This window comes from Amycolatopsis sp. SID8362 (assembly GCF_010550475.1).
Taxonomy (GTDB): Bacteria; Actinomycetota; Actinomycetes; order Mycobacteriales; family Pseudonocardiaceae; genus Amycolatopsis; species Amycolatopsis eburnea.
On record NZ_JAAGNB010001714.1, the window covers coordinates 1 to 20,661 of the forward strand.

At 70.8% G+C, this 20,661-nt stretch carries 11 protein-coding genes and 1 pseudogene; 9 read left to right on the forward strand and 3 right to left on the reverse strand.

From position 1 onward, the window contains the following. The 5 genes from G3I65_RS52210 to G3I65_RS52230 all read left to right on the forward strand — a co-directional run. The coding region (locus tag G3I65_RS52210) for a PLP-dependent aminotransferase family protein (RefSeq protein ID WP_160703517.1) at nucleotides 1–987 on the forward strand (987 nt) is incomplete at its 5' end. Between the two features lie 343 nt (nucleotides 988–1,330). Beyond that, nucleotides 1,331–3,100, forward strand: coding sequence for an MFS transporter (locus tag G3I65_RS52215; RefSeq protein WP_160703519.1), 1,770 nt, complete (start codon nucleotides 1,331–1,333; stop codon nucleotides 3,098–3,100). 310 nt (nucleotides 3,101–3,410) lie between these two features. Beyond that, entirely contained in the window at nucleotides 3,411–5,348 is a 1,938-nt protein-coding gene (locus G3I65_RS52220) for a tachylectin-related carbohydrate-binding protein (RefSeq protein ID WP_160703521.1), read from the forward strand. 99 nt (nucleotides 5,349–5,447) lie between these two features. Then, on the forward strand, nucleotides 5,448–14,603 hold the full coding sequence (locus G3I65_RS52225; RefSeq protein ID WP_160703523.1) for an RHS repeat-associated core domain-containing protein: 9,156 nt from the start codon (nucleotides 5,448–5,450) through the stop codon (nucleotides 14,601–14,603). Beyond that, nucleotides 14,591–15,043, forward strand: a complete 453-nt coding sequence (locus G3I65_RS52230) for an SUKH-3 domain-containing protein (protein WP_160703525.1) — start codon at nucleotides 14,591–14,593, stop codon at nucleotides 15,041–15,043. The genes G3I65_RS52225 and G3I65_RS52230 overlap by 13 nt, the downstream gene beginning before the upstream one ends. A gap of 9 nt (nucleotides 15,044–15,052) precedes the next feature. Here G3I65_RS52230 and G3I65_RS52235 read toward each other — a convergent pair whose 3' ends face one another. After that, nucleotides 15,053–15,712 (reverse strand): peptidylprolyl isomerase, encoded by a 660-nt coding sequence (locus G3I65_RS52235; protein ID WP_160703527.1) that lies wholly within the window; start codon nucleotides 15,710–15,712, stop codon nucleotides 15,053–15,055. A 26-nt stretch (nucleotides 15,713–15,738) separates the two neighbouring features. After that, entirely contained in the window at nucleotides 15,739–15,993 is a 255-nt protein-coding gene (locus G3I65_RS52240; protein WP_160703529.1) for a DUF2631 domain-containing protein, read from the reverse strand. A 190-nt stretch (nucleotides 15,994–16,183) separates the two neighbouring features. Between G3I65_RS52240 and dxr the strand changes: the two genes are divergently transcribed. The 3 genes from dxr to ispG all read left to right on the forward strand — a co-directional run bounded on the left by dxr (nucleotide 16,184) and on the right by ispG (nucleotide 19,876). Next, complete coding sequence (dxr, locus tag G3I65_RS52245) at nucleotides 16,184–17,386, forward strand: 1-deoxy-D-xylulose-5-phosphate reductoisomerase (protein ID WP_160703531.1); 1,203 nt, start codon at nucleotides 16,184–16,186, stop codon at nucleotides 17,384–17,386. 3 nt (nucleotides 17,387–17,389) lie between these two features. Beyond that, complete coding sequence (locus G3I65_RS52250) at nucleotides 17,390–18,610, forward strand: RIP metalloprotease (RefSeq protein WP_160703533.1); 1,221 nt, start codon at nucleotides 17,390–17,392, stop codon at nucleotides 18,608–18,610. A 132-nt stretch (nucleotides 18,611–18,742) separates the two neighbouring features. Then, nucleotides 18,743–19,876 (forward strand): flavodoxin-dependent (E)-4-hydroxy-3-methylbut-2-enyl-diphosphate synthase, encoded by a 1,134-nt coding sequence (ispG, locus tag G3I65_RS52255; RefSeq protein ID WP_160703534.1) that lies wholly within the window; start codon nucleotides 18,743–18,745, stop codon nucleotides 19,874–19,876. 54 nt (nucleotides 19,877–19,930) lie between these two features. Here the strand turns inward: ispG and G3I65_RS52260 are convergent, their stop codons facing one another. Next, nucleotides 19,931–20,185 (reverse strand): hypothetical protein, encoded by a 255-nt coding sequence (locus G3I65_RS52260; protein ID WP_086860025.1) that lies wholly within the window; start codon nucleotides 20,183–20,185, stop codon nucleotides 19,931–19,933. Between the two features lie 83 nt (nucleotides 20,186–20,268). Here G3I65_RS52260 and G3I65_RS52265 point away from each other — a divergent pair. Next, nucleotides 20,269–20,661, forward strand: a pseudogene (locus G3I65_RS52265) (AraC family transcriptional regulator); the annotation flags it as partial.

Consider the following 20,661-nt stretch of genomic DNA (forward strand, 5'->3'; position numbering starts at 1 on the left):
CGGGCGGTGCTGGACGAGCTGGAGCCGTCCCACTTCGGCTACGGCGACCCGCGCGGCGCGCCGTCGATGCGGCTGGCGGTGTCGCGCTGGCTGGCGCGCAACCGCGGGATCCGCGTCGACCCGGGCGAGATCATCGTGGTGGCCGGGGTCGCGCAGGCGCTGACGCTGCTGGGGGAGGTGCTGCGGCAGCACGGGATCGCCGAGATCGCGGTCGAGGACCCGGGCTCGCTGGGCGCGCGCCAGCACCTGCACCACTGCGGCCTGGCGACCCCGCCGATCCCGGTGGACGACGACGGCGTCCGCGTCGCCGCCCTGCAGTCCCCGGCGGTGCTGCTGACGCCCGCCCACCAGTTCCCGATGGGCGTGGTCCTGGGCGGCGAGCGGCGCCGCGAGCTGATGCGCTGGGTGTCCGACGGCGGCATCGTGGTGGAGGACGACTACGACGCCGAGCACCGCTACGACCGCGCGCCGGTGCCCGCGGTGCGGGCGATGGTGCCGGAGGTCTGCTACACGGGGAGCGTGTCGAAGCTGCTGGCGCCGGCGCTGCGGGTGGGCTGGCTGCTGGCGCCGCCGCGGTTCCGGGACGACCTGGTGGCGGCGAAGCGGTTCGCGGACCTGGGCAACGCGGTGCTGGCCCAGCTGGTGCTGGCCCGGCTGATGGAGACGGGCGAGCTGGAGCGGCAGCTGCGGGTGGTGCGGGGGCGGCATAGGCGTCGCCGGGACGCGATGATCCGGGCGCTGTCGGCGTCCCTGCCTGGGGCGCGGGTGCACGGGGCGGCGGCCGGGTTGCACCTGACGGTCACTTTCGACGGCGAGGTCGACGACGTCGCGGTGGCGGCGGCCGCGCTGGGGGAGGGGGTGAAGGTGCAGCCGTTGTCGTGGCACCGGCAGCGGCCGGGGCGGCCCGGGTTGGTGCTGGGTTATGCGGCGCGGACGGCGTCGGAGATCGAAGAGGGAATCGCGGTGCTGGGGCGCCTGGTGCGTTAGCCCGAGCGCCCCAATGTGGCCTTCGGTGCGTCCTGCGCACCCAAGGCGGCCTTCGGTGCGTCAGACGCAACCAAGGCCGCCTTGGGGCGCTCGGGGCCGGGCGGTATGGCGAGGCCCGGCCGAGGCGCGAGCGCGGATCGCGCGGTCTTGAATGAGTCATTCAAGACCTCCGGTGACCTGAATGACTCATTCAAGACACCGGGACCCGGCGTCGGTAAAGGATCCACAAAGGACAGTCAACCCACTGTGATCATGCTCTCCCATGCGTTTCCCCCACTTGGTTGCCATACGCAAGCAACTTGCTTAGCCTAGCTAAGGGACTGGCGAGCAGAAGGGTTGCACAGTGGCGGAACGCCGGACGTATTCGATCGCGGAACTGGGGCCGCGGTACAAGTGGATCGCGCTGTCCAACACGACGCTGGGCATGCTGATCGCCACGATCAACTCCTCGATCGTGCTGATCGCGCTCCCCGACATCTTCAAGGGCATCGGGATCAACCCCCTGGAACCGGCCAACACCAGCTACCTGCTGTGGATGATCATGGGCTTCCTCGTGGTCACCGCGGTGCTGGTGGTGAGCTTCGGCAGGCTCGGCGACATGTACGGCCGCGCGAGGATGTACAACCTCGGCTTCGCCGTCTTCACCGTTTCTTCGATCATGCTGGCCATCACGTGGTTCGGCGGCGACGCGGCCGCGTTGTGGCTGATCGGCTGGCGGATCGTGCAGGGTGTCGGCGGCGCCTTCCTGATGGCGAACTCCTCGGCGATCCTCACCGACGCCTTCCCGGCCAACCAGCGCGGGCTCGCGCTCGGCATGAACGGCGTCGCGGCCATCGCCGGCTCGTTCCTCGGCCTGGTCGTCGGCGGGGTGCTCGCGCCGGTCGACTGGAACCTGATCTTCCTCGTCTCGGTGCCGTTCGGCGTGATCGGCACGATCTGGGCGTACCTCAAGCTGCACGACACCGGCGTCCGCAAGCACGCGCGGATGGACTGGTGGGGCAACATCACCTTCGCGGTCGGCCTGATCGCGGTGCTGGTCGGCATCACCTACGGCATCCAGCCCCACGGCACGTCGCAGACCGGCTGGACCAGCCCGATGGTGCTGAGCTGCCTGATCGGCGGCGTCGCGGTGCTCGTCGCGTTCGTGGTCATCGAGACCAAGGTGGACAACCCGCTGTTCCGGCTGTCGCTGTTCAAGATCCGGTCGTTCACCTGGGGCAACATCGCGAACCTGACGGCGTCGCTCGGCCGCGGTGGCCTGCAGTTCATCCTGATCATCTGGCTGCAGGGCATCTGGCTCCCGCAGCACGGCTACACGTTCGAGCAGACGCCGTTGTGGGCGGGCATCTACATGCTCCCGATGACGATCGGGTTCCTGGTGGCCGCGCCGACGTCGGGCATCCTCGCCGACCGCATCGGCAGCCGCTTGCTGGCGTCGGGTGGCCTGCTCATCACGGCGATCACGTTCCTGCTGCTGATCATCCTGCCGGTGAACTTCGACTACTGGGCGTTCGCGGCGATCCTGCTGATCAACGGCATCGGCATGGGCATGTTCTCCTCGCCCAACCGCGCCGAGGTGATGAACAGCCTCCCGGCCGACGCGCGCGGCTCCGGCGCGGGCATGATGACGACGTTCCAGAACGCCGCGATGGTCCTGTCGATCGGCTTCTTCTTCAGCCTGATCATCTCGGGCCTCTCGAGCAGCCTCCCGGCCACGATGCACGACGGCCTGGTCGCCCACGGCGTCCCGGACGCGGCGGCGTCCCAGGTGGCGAACCTCCCGGCGGTGGCGGTGCTGTTCGCGGCGTTCCTGGGCTACAACCCGATCCAGCAGCTCCTGGGCGGCCAGCTCGCCTCCCTGCCGCCGGACCAGGCGTCCTTCCTGACCGGCCGCAGCTTCTTCCCGAACCTGATCTCGGGCCCGTTCCAGTCCGGCCTGGCGGTGGCGTTCGGCTTCGCGATCGTGGTCTGCCTGATCGGCGCGGTGGCTTCGCTGCTGACGAAGGACGCCCGCCCGAAGGACCGCGAATCGATGGGCGAAGAGCTGGCGGCGGTCGCCGGGGAATCCGGCGGCGGTCCGAGCGAACTGGTGTCGCCGTCGAGCGAACGTTAGACAGCGCACGGAAACCGGGCCGGGTGCCACCCTCGCGGTGGCGCCCGGCCTGGTTCCGTTTCCCTACCTCGGTAGTGGGCCGAACGGGGCAATCACCCAAGAACGGGTAACGCCTCCGTAAGAAGATCGGATGGGGAGATCGAATGGCTCGCGGGAGGGCGAGCTCGTCGCCGCGCGGCATGGGAGGTGCCGCGCACCGGGGGAATCTGCCCGAATCCCGGGCCCCGCACCGACCGCCGACCCGCTGCCCGGCACACCGCCGGGCTTCTTTCGCGCTGCTCGAAAACGCTTTCACGACAAGGGGTAGTCCATGCGCCAGAGACCCTTCGCCCGGAGATCCGCCGTCCTCGGCTGCGCTTTCACCATCGCCTTCACCGGTGCGGTGAGCGTGACCGGCGCGAACGTGGCCGCCGCGGCCGACACGATCACCTGCCGCGCCAGCGCCGGTGTCTTCTACACCCTCCCCGACACCCACCTCGACCTCGACCGCCACAACGAACCCGAGACCGGCGCCGTCTCCTGGACGGGACGCGCGACGATCGGCTACACGTGGGCGGGCAAGACGCTCGCCGGCCCCGACGGCCGGATGTACCTCATCTCCGACAACGGCAGCGTCCTGCGCCAGCGGCGGCTGGCCACCGGCTGGGAGAACGGCGGCACCGGCCAGATCATCGCGACCGGCTGGAACGGCGTGACCCTGGCCTCGCAGCGCAACCGGATCACCGTCGACGCCACCGGCGACTTCTACTGGTCGCACGACAACATCCTTGCGTGGCTCCGCTACGACGAGACGACGAAGGTCTGGACCAGCCGGCTGATCGACACGGGCTGGACCCTGAGCAAGTACGACATGATCGTCGGCGCGGGCGCCGGCGTGTTCTACGCCCGCACCCCCGGCGGCGACCTCTACCGGTTCCAGTACGACCCGGCCAGCCAGCGGTGGCTCGAGTACGCCCGGTTGGTCGGCAGCGGCGGCTGGCAGAACTACGCCCAGCTGGCCTCGGCCGGCGGTGACGTGCTCTACGCGCTGGACAAGAACACCGGGCAGATCAAGTGGTACCGCTACCTGGGCGGCGGCAGCTGGCTGGGCTGGAAGGTGGTCGGCACGATCGGCACGGACTACCAGCTGAGCGTCACGACCGACGACTGCAAGCTGGTCGACCCCGGCCTGCCGACGCGGCCCGCGGTCCCGGTCGTGACCGACGCCCCGAGCGCGGTCGTTGAAGGCACCGGCGGCAAGCTCCAGCACTTCTACGTCGACGGCTTCGGCAGGCTCATCCACGGGCGCCAGCGCTCGACGGACATCACCATCGTGGACTTCTCGGTGGTCCCCGGCTACCAGGAGTACACCGGCACGCCGAGCGCGCTCCGGGCCGCCGACGACAGCCTGCTGGTGACGGCGCTGGGCCAGGACAGCGAAACCCGCAGCAGCACCCAGGCCGCGGCCACCACGACCTGGCCCGCCGTGAGCGGGTTCGGCGGCTGGACGCCCGGCGCGGCCGTTCTCGTCCAGCGTTCGGGCACCGGCACGGCGTTCGCCGTCGACGGCGCGGGCCGTCTGCTGGTCCGCCCGCAGGCCGCGAACAGCACGCAGTTCCTGCCGTGGCGGGTCCTGCCGTCGTCGGGGCTGACCGGGGACCTGACCGCGGTGGCCCAGGGCGACGGGATCGACGTCGTCGCCCGGACCACGAGCGGCACCTACACCAAGGCGACTTACCTCAACGGCACGTTCAGCGCCTGGAGCGCGGTACCCGGCACCGGGTGGACCGGCAAGCTCGCCGCGACGGCGAACCCGGACAACACCCTCGAAGCCTTCGCGGTCCAGCCGGACGGCGTGGTCGTCACCCAGCGCGAGCAGGCGGCGGGCTTCACCGGCACCTGGCAGCCGCTCGCGGGCGTCACCGCGCAGGGTTCCCCGGCCGCCGCCGTCGACAGTGGCGGCGTGGTCCACGTGGCCGTCCGCGGGACCGACGGCTACGTCTACGTGACCCAGCAGAACGCACCCGGCAGCACCGGCTACCAGGCCTGGCAGAAGCTGGTCGACTCCCGGACCGGGGCGGCCTACCAGTCCGCGACGGACCCCTCGTTCACCGGGCTCTCGGCCGGTGGCGTGGTGGTGACCTACCGGGACAGCGACGGCGTCACCTACGCCTTCGGCTCGGGTCTCCCGGTCACCACCGCGGTCGCGCGCAGCGCGAGCCCGGCGACGGCGTTCACCGGCGGTCCGCTGCCGAAGCCGGCTCTCTGACGCAGTTCGCCCGGCGGGCAGGCGGGCCCCGACGTGGTTCGGGGCCCGCCCGGCCGTCCCCTTGCCGTGCAGTCGTTCGACCGATGAGGCGGGATTCCCATGTTTTCTCCACGTCGCAAGACCGGGCACGCCGGCCGGGCCGTGTTGCTGGTCCTCGTCGTCGCGCTGACGGCGGGAGTCGTCGGACCCTCGATCCCGGCCGGGCCGGACGCCGGCGCGAACCTCCTCCAGCAGGCGATGGCGCTCGCGCCGAAGCAGCTGGCGGGGACCGCGGGGGAGCAGGGGGACGACCCGGCCGGGCCGGCCAACACCGCCGGCCCGAAGTCGCTGCAGTCGAAGTACCCGGCGGTCGCCGCCGGTGAGGCGAAGGTCGCCGCGAACGCAGTCCAGGTCCAGAGCGCGCCCGCGCACGTGACCGGGTTCGACGAGAAGACCAGCCGGGAGCTGCCGGACCGGCGCACCGCCACGGACAAGACCTACGCCAACACCGACGGCACCCTGACCACGGAGTTCGGCCAGGAACCGATCAACTTCCGCGCGCCGGACGGCAGCTACCAGCCCATCGACACGACGATCGTCCCCGCGGGCACCGGCTGGTCCAACGCGGCCGACGCCGAGCGGCTCACCTTCGCCGCGAAGGCCGGCGGAACCGATCTCGTCCACGTCACCTTGGACGGCGACCACGAATTCGGCTACGGCGTGGGCGGTGCCGTGCCGGCGGCCGGTGCCGCCTCCGGCAGCCGCATCGTCTACCCCGGCGTGCGGGCCGGTGCCGACCTCCGGCTCGCCGTGGTGCCCGGCGGCGTCAAGGAAACGCTCGTCCTGAACTCGCCGGACGCCGCGGCGACGTGGGACTTCCCGTTGCGGTTGAAGGGACTCCGGCCGTCTCTTGTGGACGGACGGATCTCCCTCACTGACGCGTCCGGCGCCGAGCGCGCCCGGATCCCGGCCGGCTTCATGACCGACTCCCGGCGGGATCCCGCGACCGGCGACCCCGCCCGGTCCGAGGGCGTGACCTACGAACTGCTCGAAAACGCCGGCGCCTTCGTGTTCCGCGTCAAGCTGGACCCGAACTGGCTCAAGGACTCCGCGCGCGTCTACCCGGTGGAGGTCGACCCCAGCGTCGAGACCACCGCGTCCGACGGCGCCGCCGTGTTCCAGGGCGGTTCCCGGCTCGACGGCTCGACCGAGCTCAAGATCGGGACGACCGGGGCGGTCAAGGCCGCGAGCTACCTTTCCTTCAGCGGCGTGGAAAGCCGGCTGCGCAACCACAAGATCCTCGGTGCCCAGCTCACGCTGAAGAGCACCTGGTCGTGGTCGTGCCAGCCGCGTCCGGTCACCGTGCACGGCGTCACCGCGCCGTGGACCACCGCGTCCGGCTTCCCCGGGCCCGCCTTCGGTCCCGCGCTCGCGCAGGAATCCTTCGCCCACGGGTACATCGGCCTCCAGCAGCACGCTTCGAGCTGCCCGTCGGCGACCGAGCTGATCCCGCTCGGCACCGGCGGCCGCGACCTCGTGCAGCGCTGGGTGACCGGCGCGCAGGTCAACTACGGCCTCGCGGTCCGCGCGTCGGAAACCGATCCCTACGGCTGGAAGAAGTTCACCGGCAACCGGACGGCGAACCCGCCACGCCTGTTCGTCACGCACACCGCCTACGACGCCGAATACCGCGTCGACCGCGGGGTTCCCCAGCCGCCGGTGACCCGCACGCAGGCCGGCAAGGTCAAGATCACCGTCACCAACCGCGGCGCCGACACCTGGACCGCGGCGGACTTCGCGCTCGGCTACCGCGTCTTCACCGCGGCCGGCGCCCCGGTCGGGGCGGTCGAAGCCGCGTCGCTGCCGAACGACGTGCCGCGCGGTGCTTCGGTGACGCTCGACGCCACCATCAAGGCCATCGAGCCCGGCCAATACCTGTTCGACTTCAGCATGCTGCGCCGCGGCGGCGCCTGGTTCACCGACGAGCAGATCCCGCCGACGCGGCTGTCGATGACCGTGTTCGACGTCCCGCCGATCGTCAAGGCGCAGTACCCGCCGAACGGCTTCTCGGCGCCCACACTCACCCCGCAGCTGTGGGCCGACGCGGTCGACGTCGACGCCCCGGTGTCCTCGACCCTCAAGTACCGCTTCGAAGTCTGCGAAAAGTACGTCGCCAAGCCGGACGGCACGCTGACCGGAGTGTCCTGTGTGGACTCCGGGTACGTGACCAAGCGGACGTGGACGGTCCCGGCCGGCGCGCTGCGCTGGAGCAAGGACTACCAGTGGCGCGTCTTCGCCTACGACGGGAACTCGGAGAGCGAAAAGCTCACGCCGAGCCACCTCCTGACGGCGGTGCCGCAGCCGGAGATCACGTCGCACCTGGCGAACGCGCCCTACAGCGGCGCGCAGCGCGACTTCGACCCGCAGACCGGCAACTACTTCTCCAGCGCGGTCGACGCCGCGCTGCAGGTGACCGGGCCGGAGCTGACCGTCGCCCGCACCTACAACAGCCTCGACCCGCGCACCGACCTCGCCTTCGGCGCCGGCTGGTCGACCCGCTACGACATGCGCGTGCTGCCCGACAACGACGGTTCGGGCAACGTCGTCATCACCTACCCTGACGGCCAGCAGGTCCGGTTCGGCCGCAACAGCGACGGCACGTTCGCGCCGCCGCCCGGCCGGCAGGCGAACTTCCGGATCGAACCGGAAGCCGCGGGTGGCGGCTGGGTGCTCAACGACAAAGCGGCCACGTTGTACCGCTTCCGCCCCGACGGCCGGCTGATCGAGATCTACGACCAGGCCGGGCACCACGTTCAGCTGGACTACGGCACGCCGGAGCACCTCAGCCGGGCGATCAGCCTGACCAGTGACCGGATCCTGTACTTCAAGTGGACCGGCAACCACATCACGTCGGTGAGCACCGACCCCATCGACGGCAAGCAGCTCACCTGGGCCTACACCTACGACGGCGACCGCCTGACGAAGGTGTGCGACCCCGACAACGGGTGCACCGGCTACGACTACACCGCGGGTTCGCACTACCGCAGCTCCGTCGTCGACGCCCGACCGTCGTCGTTCTGGCGCTTCGGCGAGACGTCCGGAACCGCGGCCGCCAGCGAAAACGGGCTCAAGCTCGGCAAGGACGCCGGGACCTACAAGGATGTCACGCTCGGCCAGCCGGGGCCGCTGACCGGCACCGGGACGGCGGCGACGTTCAACGGCACGTCGTCGGTGGTGACGCTGCCGGACGGCACCGTGCGCAAGAACCGTGACCTCGCGGTCGAGATGTGGTTCAAGACCACGGCGGGCGGCCCGCTCTTCGGCTACCAGAAGGCGCCGATCAGCGGCACGCCCAGCGGCGCGGTGCCGGTGCTGTACGTCGGCACGGACGGCAAGCTGCGTGGCCAGTTCTGGAACGGCGGCGCGGCCCCGATCACGTCGGCGACGACGGTCAACGACAACGCCTGGCACCACGTGGTGCTCTCCGGCGCGCTCGCGACCCAAACCCTTTACCTCGACGGCAAGGCGGTCGGCACCGCGCAGGGCGAGATCGCGCACGACGACGTCGTGTACAACCAGATCGGCGCCGCGTACACGGTTCCGCCGTCGGCGTGGCCTGCCTGGGGCACGGACGCGCGCCGCTTCTTCTCCGGCCAGATCGCCGAAGCGGCGTTCTACGAGTACGCCGTCGGCGCGACGACCGCGGCCGCGCACTTCCAGGCGCGCGCGGCGGCCAGCTCGCTCACGAAGATCACGCTGCCGAGCGGCCGCGTCGCCGCGCAGCTGAGCTACGACACCGCGGCCGACCGCCTCACCGAGGTCGTCGACCGCGACGGCGGGCACTGGCGCGTCGGGAAGCCGGTCGTGACCGGCACCGAAACCAACCTCGTGCGCACGACGCAGGTCACGGATCCGGGCAACCGCCCGCACTTCTACGACTACGACCCGGTGCGCGGCCGCATCCTGCGTTACATCGCCCCGCTGGGCCAGGGAATCCGCCCGGAGGACCGCCGCGACGGCGACGGCAACCCGCTACCGCCGGAAAACCCGGCCTGTGATCCGTCGGCACCCCAGGACCCGGCCGACCCGTCGTACTGCGGCGGCCCGGTCGGCGGCGACGGCACGTGGGTCGGCGGCCCGGTCAACGGCCAGGGCGTCCGCACCTACGACTACGACGACAAGGGCTTCCAGACCACGATCGGCGACGAGCTCGGCAACACCGTCGTCCTGACCAACGACGAGCGCGGCAACGTGACCGCGCGCAAGACGTGCCGCGTGGCCCCGGGTGACTGCCAGACGTCGTACTCGACGTACTACCTCAACGCGGCCGACGTGACGGACCCGCGCAACGACAAGCTCCTGTCCACCCGCGACGCCCGTTCGGCGAACGCGGACGACCCGGCGTACGCGACGACGTACACGTACACGGACCTGGGCGTCCGGGGCCTGCTGGCCACGGAGACCACCCCGGACGGCGGCGTCACCCGCCACCAGTACGCGACCGGCACGGAAGCGGCGACCGGTGGCGGCAACGTCCCGGCGGGCCTGCTGCTGCAGACGACCGACCCGCGCAACGGCGTCACGACGTACGCCTATTACAAGAACGGAGACCTGGCGAAGGTCACCGACCCGGCCGGCCTGACGACGACGTACACGTACGATGTCTTCGGCCGCAAGAAGACGGAAACCCGAAGCAGCGCCTCGGATCCGGCCGGGGTGACGACGACCTACGCCTACGACTCGCGGTCGCACCAGACCGCCGCGACCGGTCCCGGCGTGGTCAACGCGATCACCGGGGTCACGCACACCGCGCAGACGCTCACCGGCTACGACGCCGACGGCAACGTCGTGCGCACCGAGGAGAAGGACCTGACCGGCGGGGACGCCGCCCGGGTCACGACGACCGACTACGACGACTTCGGCCGGGCGAGCCGGGTCGTCGACCCGGAGGGCGGGGTCACTTCCTCCGGCTACGACCCCTTCGGCAACCGCGTCTGGATGGTCGACGCCGGCGGCAACAAGTACGAGTACGGCTACACCGCACGCAACGCGCTCGCCGAAGTCCGGCTGCGGGCCTGGAACGGCCAGGCGGTCGACCCGGCGAGCGGGGCGGGCGACACCGACGGTGCCGGCGACACGACTTCGGCGCCGACCCTGGTCCTCGCGTCCTACGCCTACGACCTCGCGGGCCGGCGCGTGCGGGAAACCGACTCGATGGGACGCACCACCCGCTACCGGTACTTCGGGGACGGGAAGGTCTGGAAGGTCGTCGCCCACGACGTGCGGGACCCCTTCAACCCGGCGGCGCCCAAGCGCGACGTCACGCTGCAGGAGTACGCCTACGACGCCGCGGGGCAGAAGACCAAGCTGACCGAGCCCGGCGGCCGCGTCACGACGTTCGAGTACGACGCCGCGGGCCGCGGGACGGCGGAAACCACCGACCCGGCGGGGCTGGCGAACCGGACCGAGTGGACGTACGGCCCCGGCGGGGACGTCGTCAAGACCGTCCACACCGGACAGAGCTCGAACAGCACCCGGCTCGACCTCGGCAACCGCGAGACCGTCGAATACGGCTACGACACGGCAGGCAGGCAGACCAGCCAGTCCGTGACCAAGAGCGCGACCGAAAAGCTGACCACGACCTACCAGTACGACGAGCGCGGCCTGATGACCGCGGTCACCGCACCGCGCGGCAATGCCCGCGGCGCCGACCCGGTCGCGTTCACGACGAACCTGGCCTACGACAAGCTCGGCCGGCTCATCCGGACCACGCAGCCGCTCGTCGCGGCCGAGTCCGGGGGAGCGGCGGCCGCGCAGGTGCGGCCGGAGGTCGCCGGCGGCTACGACACCTTCGGGAACCAGACCGAAACGAAGGACCCGAACGGCAACGTCGGGACGATCACCTACGACCGGGACAGCCGGATCGTGAAGGTGGCGTCGCCGGACTACCGCAAGCCGGGGGAGACCACCGCGGCGAAGGCCGCCACGACCCGGCAGTACGACGCCCTCGGCAACCTGCTGAGCGTCACGGACCCGGCCGGCGCGGTGACCCGCTACCGGTACGACCAGCTCGGCCGCCCGGTCGAGCGCACCGACCCGGACCCGGCGGCCGGCGACCAGCCCGGCGGGGTGTGGAGCTATGGCTACACAACCGAGGGCGAGCTGCTCTCGACCACGGACCCGACTGGTTCGCGGGTGGAAGCGACCTACGACGACTTCGGGCGGCAGGTCACGGCGACCCGGCTCGAGCGCCGCCCGGCACCGGCCGCGTACACCACGAAGCTCCGCTACGACGACGCCGGCAACCTCGTGTCGTCGACCGCGCCGACCGGCGAGCTGACGAAGAACGAGTACGACGTGCTCGGGCAGCGGACCACCACCACGGACCCGGCGGGTGTGGTCTCGCGGTTCGGCTACGACTTCGCCGGGCGCCAGGTGCGCCAGTCCGATGGCCATGGCCGCACCGGGTACGTCAGCTACGACCCGGCGGGCCGCGCGACCGGGTTCTACAGCCTCGACCCGGCCGAGCGCGTGCTGCGCAAGAGCTCGGTCGGCTACGACGCGGACGGCAACAAGGTCACCGCGTCGGACGCGCTGGGCCGCACCACCCGGTTCGACTACGACTCCCGCGGCCTGCTGGTCCGGCAGCAGGAGCCCACCACCGACACGACGTCGATCATGACGTCGTTCGGCTACGACGCGGCGGGGAACCGGACGCGCTCGACCGACGGCCGCGGCAACAGCACGATCGAGACGTACAACGCGCTGGGCCTGCCCGAGTCGGTGCTCGAACCGGCCACGGCGGCCCACCCGGCCGCCGCGGACCGCACGTGGACGACCTCGTACGACCTCGCCGGCCGTCCGGATCGCGTCCAGGCACCGGGCGGCGTCGTCCGGCAGCGGACGTTCGACGCCCTCGGCCGGCTGACGCTGGAAACCGGCACCGGCGCGGCCCAGCAGACCCCGGACCGCGTCCAGCGGTTCGACCCGGCGGGGCGCCTGCTGGCGGTGAACGCGCCCAGCGGCGAGAAGACGTTCACCTACGACGACCGCGGCGACCTGCTCACGAGCACGGGACCGCTGTCGGGCACGTCGGCGTACTCCTACGACGGGTCGGGCAGGCTGACCCAGCGCGTCGACGAAGCGGGCACCGCGGTGTTCACCTACCAGCAGGGACGCCTGTCGACCCAGCAGGACGGCCTGACCGGAGTCAAGCAGACGCTCGGCTACGACGACGCGGGCAGCCTCGCGTCGATCGACTACGGCAGCGGCCGTCTTCGCACGTACGGCTACGACGACTTCGGCCGCCAGACGAGCGACGAGCTGAAGGCCACCGGTGGCGTGTCCCTCGCGGCGCTCGCCTACAGCTACGACCTCGACGACCGCCTCACCGGCAAGAAGACGACCGGAGTGGCCGGAGCCGGCGACAACACGTACGGCTACGACCAGGCGGGCCGCCTGACATCGTGGACCGTCGGCGGCAAGACGACGTCGTACGCCTGGGACGCCTCGGGCAACCGCGTCCAGGCGGGCGACCGCACGGCCACGTTCGACGAGCGCAACCGCCAGCTCACGGACGGCCCGGACACGCTGACGTGGAGCCCGCGGGGCACGCTGAACGCCCGCACGGGCCCGGCCGGCACGACGACGTCGGAGTTCGACGCGTTCGACCGGGCGGTGAAGCAGGGCTCGGCCACGTACGCGTACGACGGCCTCGATCGGGCGTCGTCGCGGAACGACCAGGCCCTGTCGTACGACGGCACGTCGCTGGACCTCACCTCGGACGGCACGTCGACGTTCGCCCGGGGCGTACGGGGCGACCTGCAAGCCCAAGGCGCGAGCGGGACTAGTCAGCTAGCGGTCACGGACCAGCACGCCGACGTCATCGGCGGCTTGTCCCCGACGGGCGCGCTGACCGGATCGGCGACCTTCGACCCGTTCGGAGCGAAGGTGGCGCAGTCGGGGACGACGTCGCCGCTGGGCTTCCAGTCGGACTACACGGACCCGGCCACGGGCGCGGTCGACATGGGCGCCCGCTGGTACACGCCGGGCACGGGCACGTTCAGCGCCCGTGACGACATCGACTTGCCCGTGACGCCGTCCGGCATGGCGAACCGGTACGTCTACGGCGGAGGTGCCCCGGTCGATCACGTCGATCCGGACGGTCACTTCCGGATACCCAAGCCGACGCCGAACCTGCCGGGCGTCCGTGGCACCAGGGTGAGTTCCGACCCGCTCAACGACTTCCTCGGGTTCCTGCCCTACGGCTTCCTGTTCCAGATCGAGAAGACATCCGTCGGCACGGCGACCCGGGGGTCCATCGGGTACTTCAACTCGAGCGGTGGCAGCTACTGGGTGGACCCGTCAAGCGACCGCGACTGGAACCCGTCCTGGAACCCGGACGCGGGTACGCAACCCGGCAACCCACCGCAGCCGGGCGGCTGCCGGGCTTGCTCGCCGCCTCCCGGCGGCTGCTGGTGCCCGCCGCCGCCCCCGCCCCCGCCGCCGGGCATCCAGGCGCGGATCGACCAGAACGAGAAGGCCCGCACCGTCGCCGACCCGATCCCGGACGGCGCGAAGAACCCGTACTACGGCGGTGGCGGGGTCTCGTCGGACCCGGATCTTCCGGCGGGTGTGGTCGCGGGGCTGCTCGGGGAGCTGCAGGACCTGGTGAGCATTTACCAGGGTTTCCTCGAGCAGATCCTGGACCCGAAGAACCCGGTCGTCCACGACGTCGAGCCGCCCGTCCCGTCCCCGTTGCTGCCGACCCAGGTTTCGGCCTGGGACAACTGCGGTGGCGGCGTCCTGCGCGACGACTTCAACGGCGGGACCCGGAGAACGAACTACCTGTGTGACCCCTTGATCGGGGAGGTTCGCGGGCTCGCGGACAAGAACGCACCCATCCGGCCCGACGAAGATCGGCCGGGGGTAGCCGAGGGCATCCGCCTGCTGACGGGCGAAGTGCTGACGCACACGAGTGTCCGCGGGAGCAATCTGCCCGCGATCAACTCCACCGTCCGGTCCGTGCTGGACTCGATTCCGCTCGATCTGCGGGGCAGAGGGCACGGCAAGTGCGGTCTCGTCTATTGCCTCAGCGACGCTTTGGACCAAGGGCTGGATCCCGTCGGCGCCGACGCCGCTGCTTTCAACATCAGGAACAACATCAGGCACCCGAAGCACAACCAGCCCCTGGGCCCGTGCGACAGTTGTAGAGTGCTTGCCGATTACTTCGATTTGAACTTCGTCACCGATGGTCTGGAGTGGTGGACGCCCTGATGGCGAGGTTTTCGCAGCAGACTGAGCACGATCTCCGCGCCGCCGGCTGGGAGCCGGGCCGTCGTGTCGACACGACGGCCTGGCGCAACCAGCTGGAAGCGACGGGAGAAGTGCACATGCACGCCGCCGCCGAAGGATTCCTCGGTGAGTTCGGCGGTCTCAAGGTGAAGATCTCCGGACCGGGGGTTTCGTCCGCGCGGGAGCCGTTCGAGTTCAACCCGGGGGACCTGCACGGCGAGGAAGGCCGGTTCGCCGGATGGGGCGCGAGGCTCGGCAAATCCTTGTTCCCCATCGGGGAACTCGACGGGGGCCGGTTCTTCCTCGGAATTTCCGAGCTCGGTGAGATCCTCTTGGTGGAGACCTGGGTCGCCACTTTCGGAATCGGCGATGCGGCGTTGGAGAACCTCATCTTGGGCGTCAAACCCGACGAGCTTGCCTGAAGGCCGTTCTCAGCGCCCGGCCGTGGCCCGCTGGATCTTCACCGGCTTGGCCGGTGCCCCGTCCAGCGGCCCGTCCGGATCGGTCGGGATGATCCCGTCCTTCACCATGCGATCAATGGCCGACATCCCCCGCACCACAGTCCCCAGCACCGAATAGTTCGCCGGGATGTTCGCGAAGGAATGCACGATGAAGAACTCCGACCCGTTCGTCCCCGGCCCCTGGTTCCCCATCGCGACAGTCCCGCGCGGATAAGTCTCGGTACCCGAAACCTCATCCGGGAACTTGTACCCCGGCCCGCCCTTCTCGACCTCGTAGATGTCCCCGCACTGCAGAACACCCAACCGCGAAGAGTTCGAAAGCCGCCAGCACTGTGACCGGTCGTAGAACCGCTGAGCGATCAGCGAAACCATGTTGTGCACGGCGCAAGGCGCCGCTCCGGCGCGGTTCAGCCGCACGGTCACCGGCCCGTAGTTGAACCGGAACGTCACGTCCACGGTCCCGCGGGTCAGCGCGAACGGCAGCGGGGGCGCCACCGGGCGGGCCGCCGGGTTCTCCGGGGTGGGCGTGAACGTGCACGGGACCACCGGCGCGGAAGCCGCCGCCGGGGTGGCGGGGACCACCAACGCACCCAGGACAGCGACGACGGCCAAACCCCAGCGCAGCTTCATGGCCGGAGACGTTAGCGAAAAACGGACTACTTGCGCCAGGCCGTGCGGCGCTTGCGGATGTCCAGCACGAGCAGCAGGATCAGGCCGAGCGACAGGCCGACGAGCCACACGTTCTCGGTGTTGTTCTCGTGGTTGCCCTTGATCATCACCAGCAGGATGATCGCGCTGAGCCAGCCGGCGATGCGGGTGGCCTTCGGGAACGTGCCGTGCCAGCCCCAGGCCGCGGACGGCTCGTCGCGGGGGTCGACCTCGGGCCGCTTCTCGACCGCCTTGCCTGCCACGATGAACTCCTCAAGACCCGTGAACCTCGTACGCGCCGATGATCCCACACCTCCGGGCGCGCGGCGGACACGGCCCGCGTGGCGGTGGACACCCCGCGCCGCCGCGAGAGCCGGCGCGCCGCGGACCTCCGAGAGCGCCACGGAACCTCCGGGTGCGCCGCGGACACGGCCCGCGAGACAATGACCCGCGATGACTACCTCGCGAAGCGTTCTCGTGCTCGGCTCGACCGGGTCCATCGGTGTGCAGGCCCTCGACGTCGCGGCCCGCAACCCGCACCTGTTCCGGGTGGCCGGGATCGCCGCGGGCGGGGCGGATCCGGCCGCGCTCGCCGCGCAGGCGCTCGCCCACGGGGTCGAGGCCGTCGCCGTGACCAGGGCCACGGCCGCCGAAGACGTGCAGCTCGCGCTGTACGCCGAGGCGCAGAAGCGCGGTTACGCCCGTGGCGAGTTCAAGCTGCCGCGGCTCTTCGCGGGCTCCGACGCCGTCACCGAGCTGATCGACGCCGTCGAGGTCGACACCGTCCTCAACGCGCTCCCGGGCTCGCGCGGCCTCGAGCCGACGCTCAAGGCGCTCGCCACCGGCGCCACCCTCGCGCTGGCCAACAAGGAGTCGCTGATCGCCGGCGGGCCGCTGGTGCTGGCCGCGGCCAAGCCCGGCCAGCTGGTGCCCGTCGACTCCGAGCACTCCGCCATCGCCCAGGCCCTGCGCGCCGGGCGCAAGGACGAGGTCGCCCGGCTCGTGCTCACCGCTTCCGGTGGTCCCTTCCGCGGGCGCAAGCGCGCCGAGCTGGCCGGGGTCACCGTCGAGCAGGCGATGGCGCACCCGACGTGGTCCATGGGCCCGCTGATCACCATCAACTCCGCCACCCTGGTCAACAAGGGCCTGGAGCTGATCGAGGCGGCGCTGCTGTTCGACATCGCGCCGGAAAAGATCGACGTCACCGTGCACCCGCAGTCGATCGTGCACTCGATGGTGACCTTCACCGACGGCTCGACGATCGCCCAGGCCAGCCCGCCCGACATGCGGCTGCCGATCGCGCTCGCGCTGCACTGGCCGGACCGGGTGCCCGACGCCGCGGCGGCGTGCACCTGGGACAAGGCCGCGACCTGGACGTTCGAGCCGCTGGACGACGACGCCTTCCCGGCCGTCGAGCTGGCCCGCCACTGCGGCACCGCAGGCGGCTGCCTGCCCGCCGTCTACAACGCGGCGAACGAGGAGCTCGTGTCCGCCTTCCTGGCGCAGAACACCAGCTTCACGTCGATAGTGGACACTGTTTCCGAGGTGGTGGGAGCCGCCGACGAGTGGCGTCGCGAACCGCGCGACGTCGACGACGTTCTCGCCGCCGAGCGCTGGGCTCGCGCGCGGGCCGGTTCGATCATCGAGGGGAAGTAGCGGGTGTCCTACATCATCGGTGTGGTGCTGTTCGCGCTGGGGATCTGCGTCTCGGTCGCGCTGCACGAGGCCGGGCACATGGTCACCGCGAAGGCCTTCGGCATGAAGGTCCGCCGGTACTTCGTGGGCTTCGGGCCCACGGTGTTCTCCTGGCGCCGCGGCGAAACCGAGTACGGCCTGAAGTGGATCCCGCTCGGCGGGTTCTGCGACATCGCCGGCATGACCGCGCTCGACGAGGTCACCCCGGACGAGGCGCCGCGCGCGATGTGGCGGTTCAAGACCTGGAAGCGCACCGTCGTGATGTCGGCCGGGTCGGTCACCCACTTCATCCTCGGCTTCGTCGTGCTCTACCTGATGGCCGTGACAATGGGCCTGCCGAACCTCACCCCGGCCCCGGCGGTGCTGTCGGCGACGTCGTGCGCCCAGTCGATCACGACCGAGGAGCAGGCCAAGGCACAGGCGCAGAACCCCACGTGCGCAGCTGACGCGCTCACCCCGGCCAGGACGGCCGGGCTGCAGCCGGGCGACAAGATCCTGTCCGTCGGCGGGAAGCCGATCGCGGGCTGGGACGAGATGCTCACCGCGGTCCAGGCCACCAGTGGCCCGACCGCGTTCGAGGTGCAGCGCGGTGAGCAGCGGCTTTCGCTGACCGTCGACGTGCCGAAGGTGCAGCGCTGGACCAGCGAAGGCGTCAAAGAAGTCGGCATGATCGGTGCTTCGCCGCAGAAGTTCTCGCCGACCACGCAGTACGGCCCGGTCGCCGCGGTGGGCGCCACGTTCAGCTTCACCGGCACCATGTTCGCCGAGACGGCCCAGCGGCTCGTCGAGTTCCCCCAGCGCATCCCGGCCGTGGTCACCGCGATCTTCGGCGGCGAGCGCGACCCGAACACCCCGGTGAGCGTCGTCGGCGCGAGCCGACTCGGTGGCGAAGCGGTCGAGCGGGGCGTCTGGATCCTGTTCTTCTTCCTGCTGGCCAGCCTGAACTTCTTCATCGGCGTGTTCAACCTGCTGCCGCTGCTGCCGCTCGACGGCGGGCACATCGCGGTGGTCTGGTACGAGCGCGTCCGCGACTGGATCCGCGCCAAGCGGGGCAAGGCGGCGGGCGGGCCCGTCGACTACACGCGGTTGTCCGGGATCACGATGGTCCTGGTGCTCATCGGCGGCGCGGTGACGCTACTCACGGTGACAGCGGACATCGTCAACCCGATTCGGATCGGGCAGTAGCCGCCACGGAGGGGTTGCGGCCCCTCCCCGGCGGTTCACACGGGCCGTAATGCTGCTCACCGTGACGGTTGACATGGTGAAGGTGGCCCGGTCGGGGTAGGTACGCTGGAAACCGTGACCGTCGCACTCGGTATGCCCGCCCTGCCCCCGCCCGTCCTCTCCGAGCGCCGCAAGACCCGCCAGCTCCAGGTGGGCCCGGTCGGCGTCGGCAGCGACTTCCCGATCTCCGTCCAGTCGATGACGACGACGCTCACCTCCGACGTCAACGCCACGCTGCAGCAGATCGCCGAGCTCACCGCCGCGGGCTGCGACATCGTCCGCGTCGCGTGCCCGTCGGCCGACGACGCCGAGGCGCTGCCCGCGATCGCGCGGAAGTCGCAGATCCCGGTGATCGCCGACATCCACTTCCAGCCGAAGTACGTCTTCGCGGCGATCGAGGCCGGCTGCGCGGCGGTGCGCGTGAACCCGGGCAACATCCGGAAGTTCGACGACCAGGTCAAGGAGATCGCGCAGGCCGCGAAGGACCACGGCACGCCGATCCGGATCGGCGTCAACGCCGGTTCGCTCGACAAGCGGATCATGGACAAGTACGGCAAGGCGACGCCGGAAGCGCTCGCGGAGTCGGCGCTGTGGGAGGCGTCGCTGTTCGCCGAGCACGACTTCCACGACATCAAGATCTCCGTGAAGCACAACGACCCCGTGGTCATGGTGCGCGCGTACGAGATCCTGGCCGAGCAGTGCGACTACCCGCTGCACCTCGGCGTCACCGAAGCCGGGCCGGCGTTCCAGGGCACCATCAAGTCGGCCGTCGCGTTCGGCGCGCTGCTGCGCCAGGGCATCGGCGACACCATCCGCGTTTCGCTGTCCGCGCCGCCGGTCGAAGAGGTCAAGGTCGGCACCCAGATCCTGCAGTCGCTGAACCTGCGGCCGCGCAAGCTGGAGATCGTCTCCTGCCCGTCGTGCGGGCGCGCGCAGGTGGACGTCTACACGCTGGCCGAGCAGGTCACCGCCGGGCTCGAGGGCATGGAGATCCCGCTGCGCGTGGCCGTCATGGGCTGCGTCGTCAACGGCCCGGGCGAGGCCCGCGAGGCCGACCTGGGCGTCGCGTCGGGCAACGGCAAGGGCCAGATCTTCGTCAAGGGCGAGGTCATCAAGACCGTGCCCGAGCACGCGATCGTCGAGACGCTCATCGAAGAGGCCATGCGCATCGCCGAAGAGGCGGGCGAGACTCTCGGCGAGGGCGCCCCGGTCGTCACCGCCGGCTAGTTCTTCCGTCGAAGCCCTCCTCGCCCGCGCGGTGAGGAGGGCTTCGACGCGTTTTCAGCCCTGCAGGTGGTGCTGCGCGGCGTCGCGGATCTGCAGGCGGACGTTCTCCAGGGCGGCGGCGACCTCGTCGATCTGCTGCGAAGCCAGCTGGATGGCGCCCTGGATCGCGGTCGCGGTGGTCGTCTCCCCGAGCAGGCCGAGCACCTGGGCCTGCAGGTCTTCGAGGTCGCTCTTGGTCGCGAGCGCGATGCCGGTGGGCACCTGGTCGGCGAGCAGCTCGAGCTGCTGCGCCTGCTCCTGGATCGTCATCGGTGGTTCCTTCCGCGGTGGGGGACGCACCCTCCGTGTTATCAGAACCGAAACTGTCGGTGGTGACGTTTACGCTGGCATTCGTGACCGTGACCTGGGCCATTCACGAGCCGCACCCGGTGGTGCGGCCCCTGGTCACGCGCTATGTCGGGTACCGGCAGGACGAGGTGACGCTGCCGGTGCACCGCGGCCTGCCGTCCCGGCACGTGACGCTGGTCGTCAGCCTCGCCGGGCCGGTGCGGATGGCCGGGCACAGCCTGCGGGCGCTGGTCGGCGGGCTGCACACGAGCGCGGTGCTGATCCGGCAGGACCGCGTGCAGGAGGGGCTGCAGCTGGAGCTCGACCCGCTGGGCGTGCGCACGCTCTTCGGTGTCACGGCCGCGGAGCTGAGCGGCGAGGTCGCCGACCTCGCCGCGTTCGGCCTCGGCTCGCTGCCGGACAGGCTGCGGGAGCTGCCCACGTGGGCGGAGCGGTTC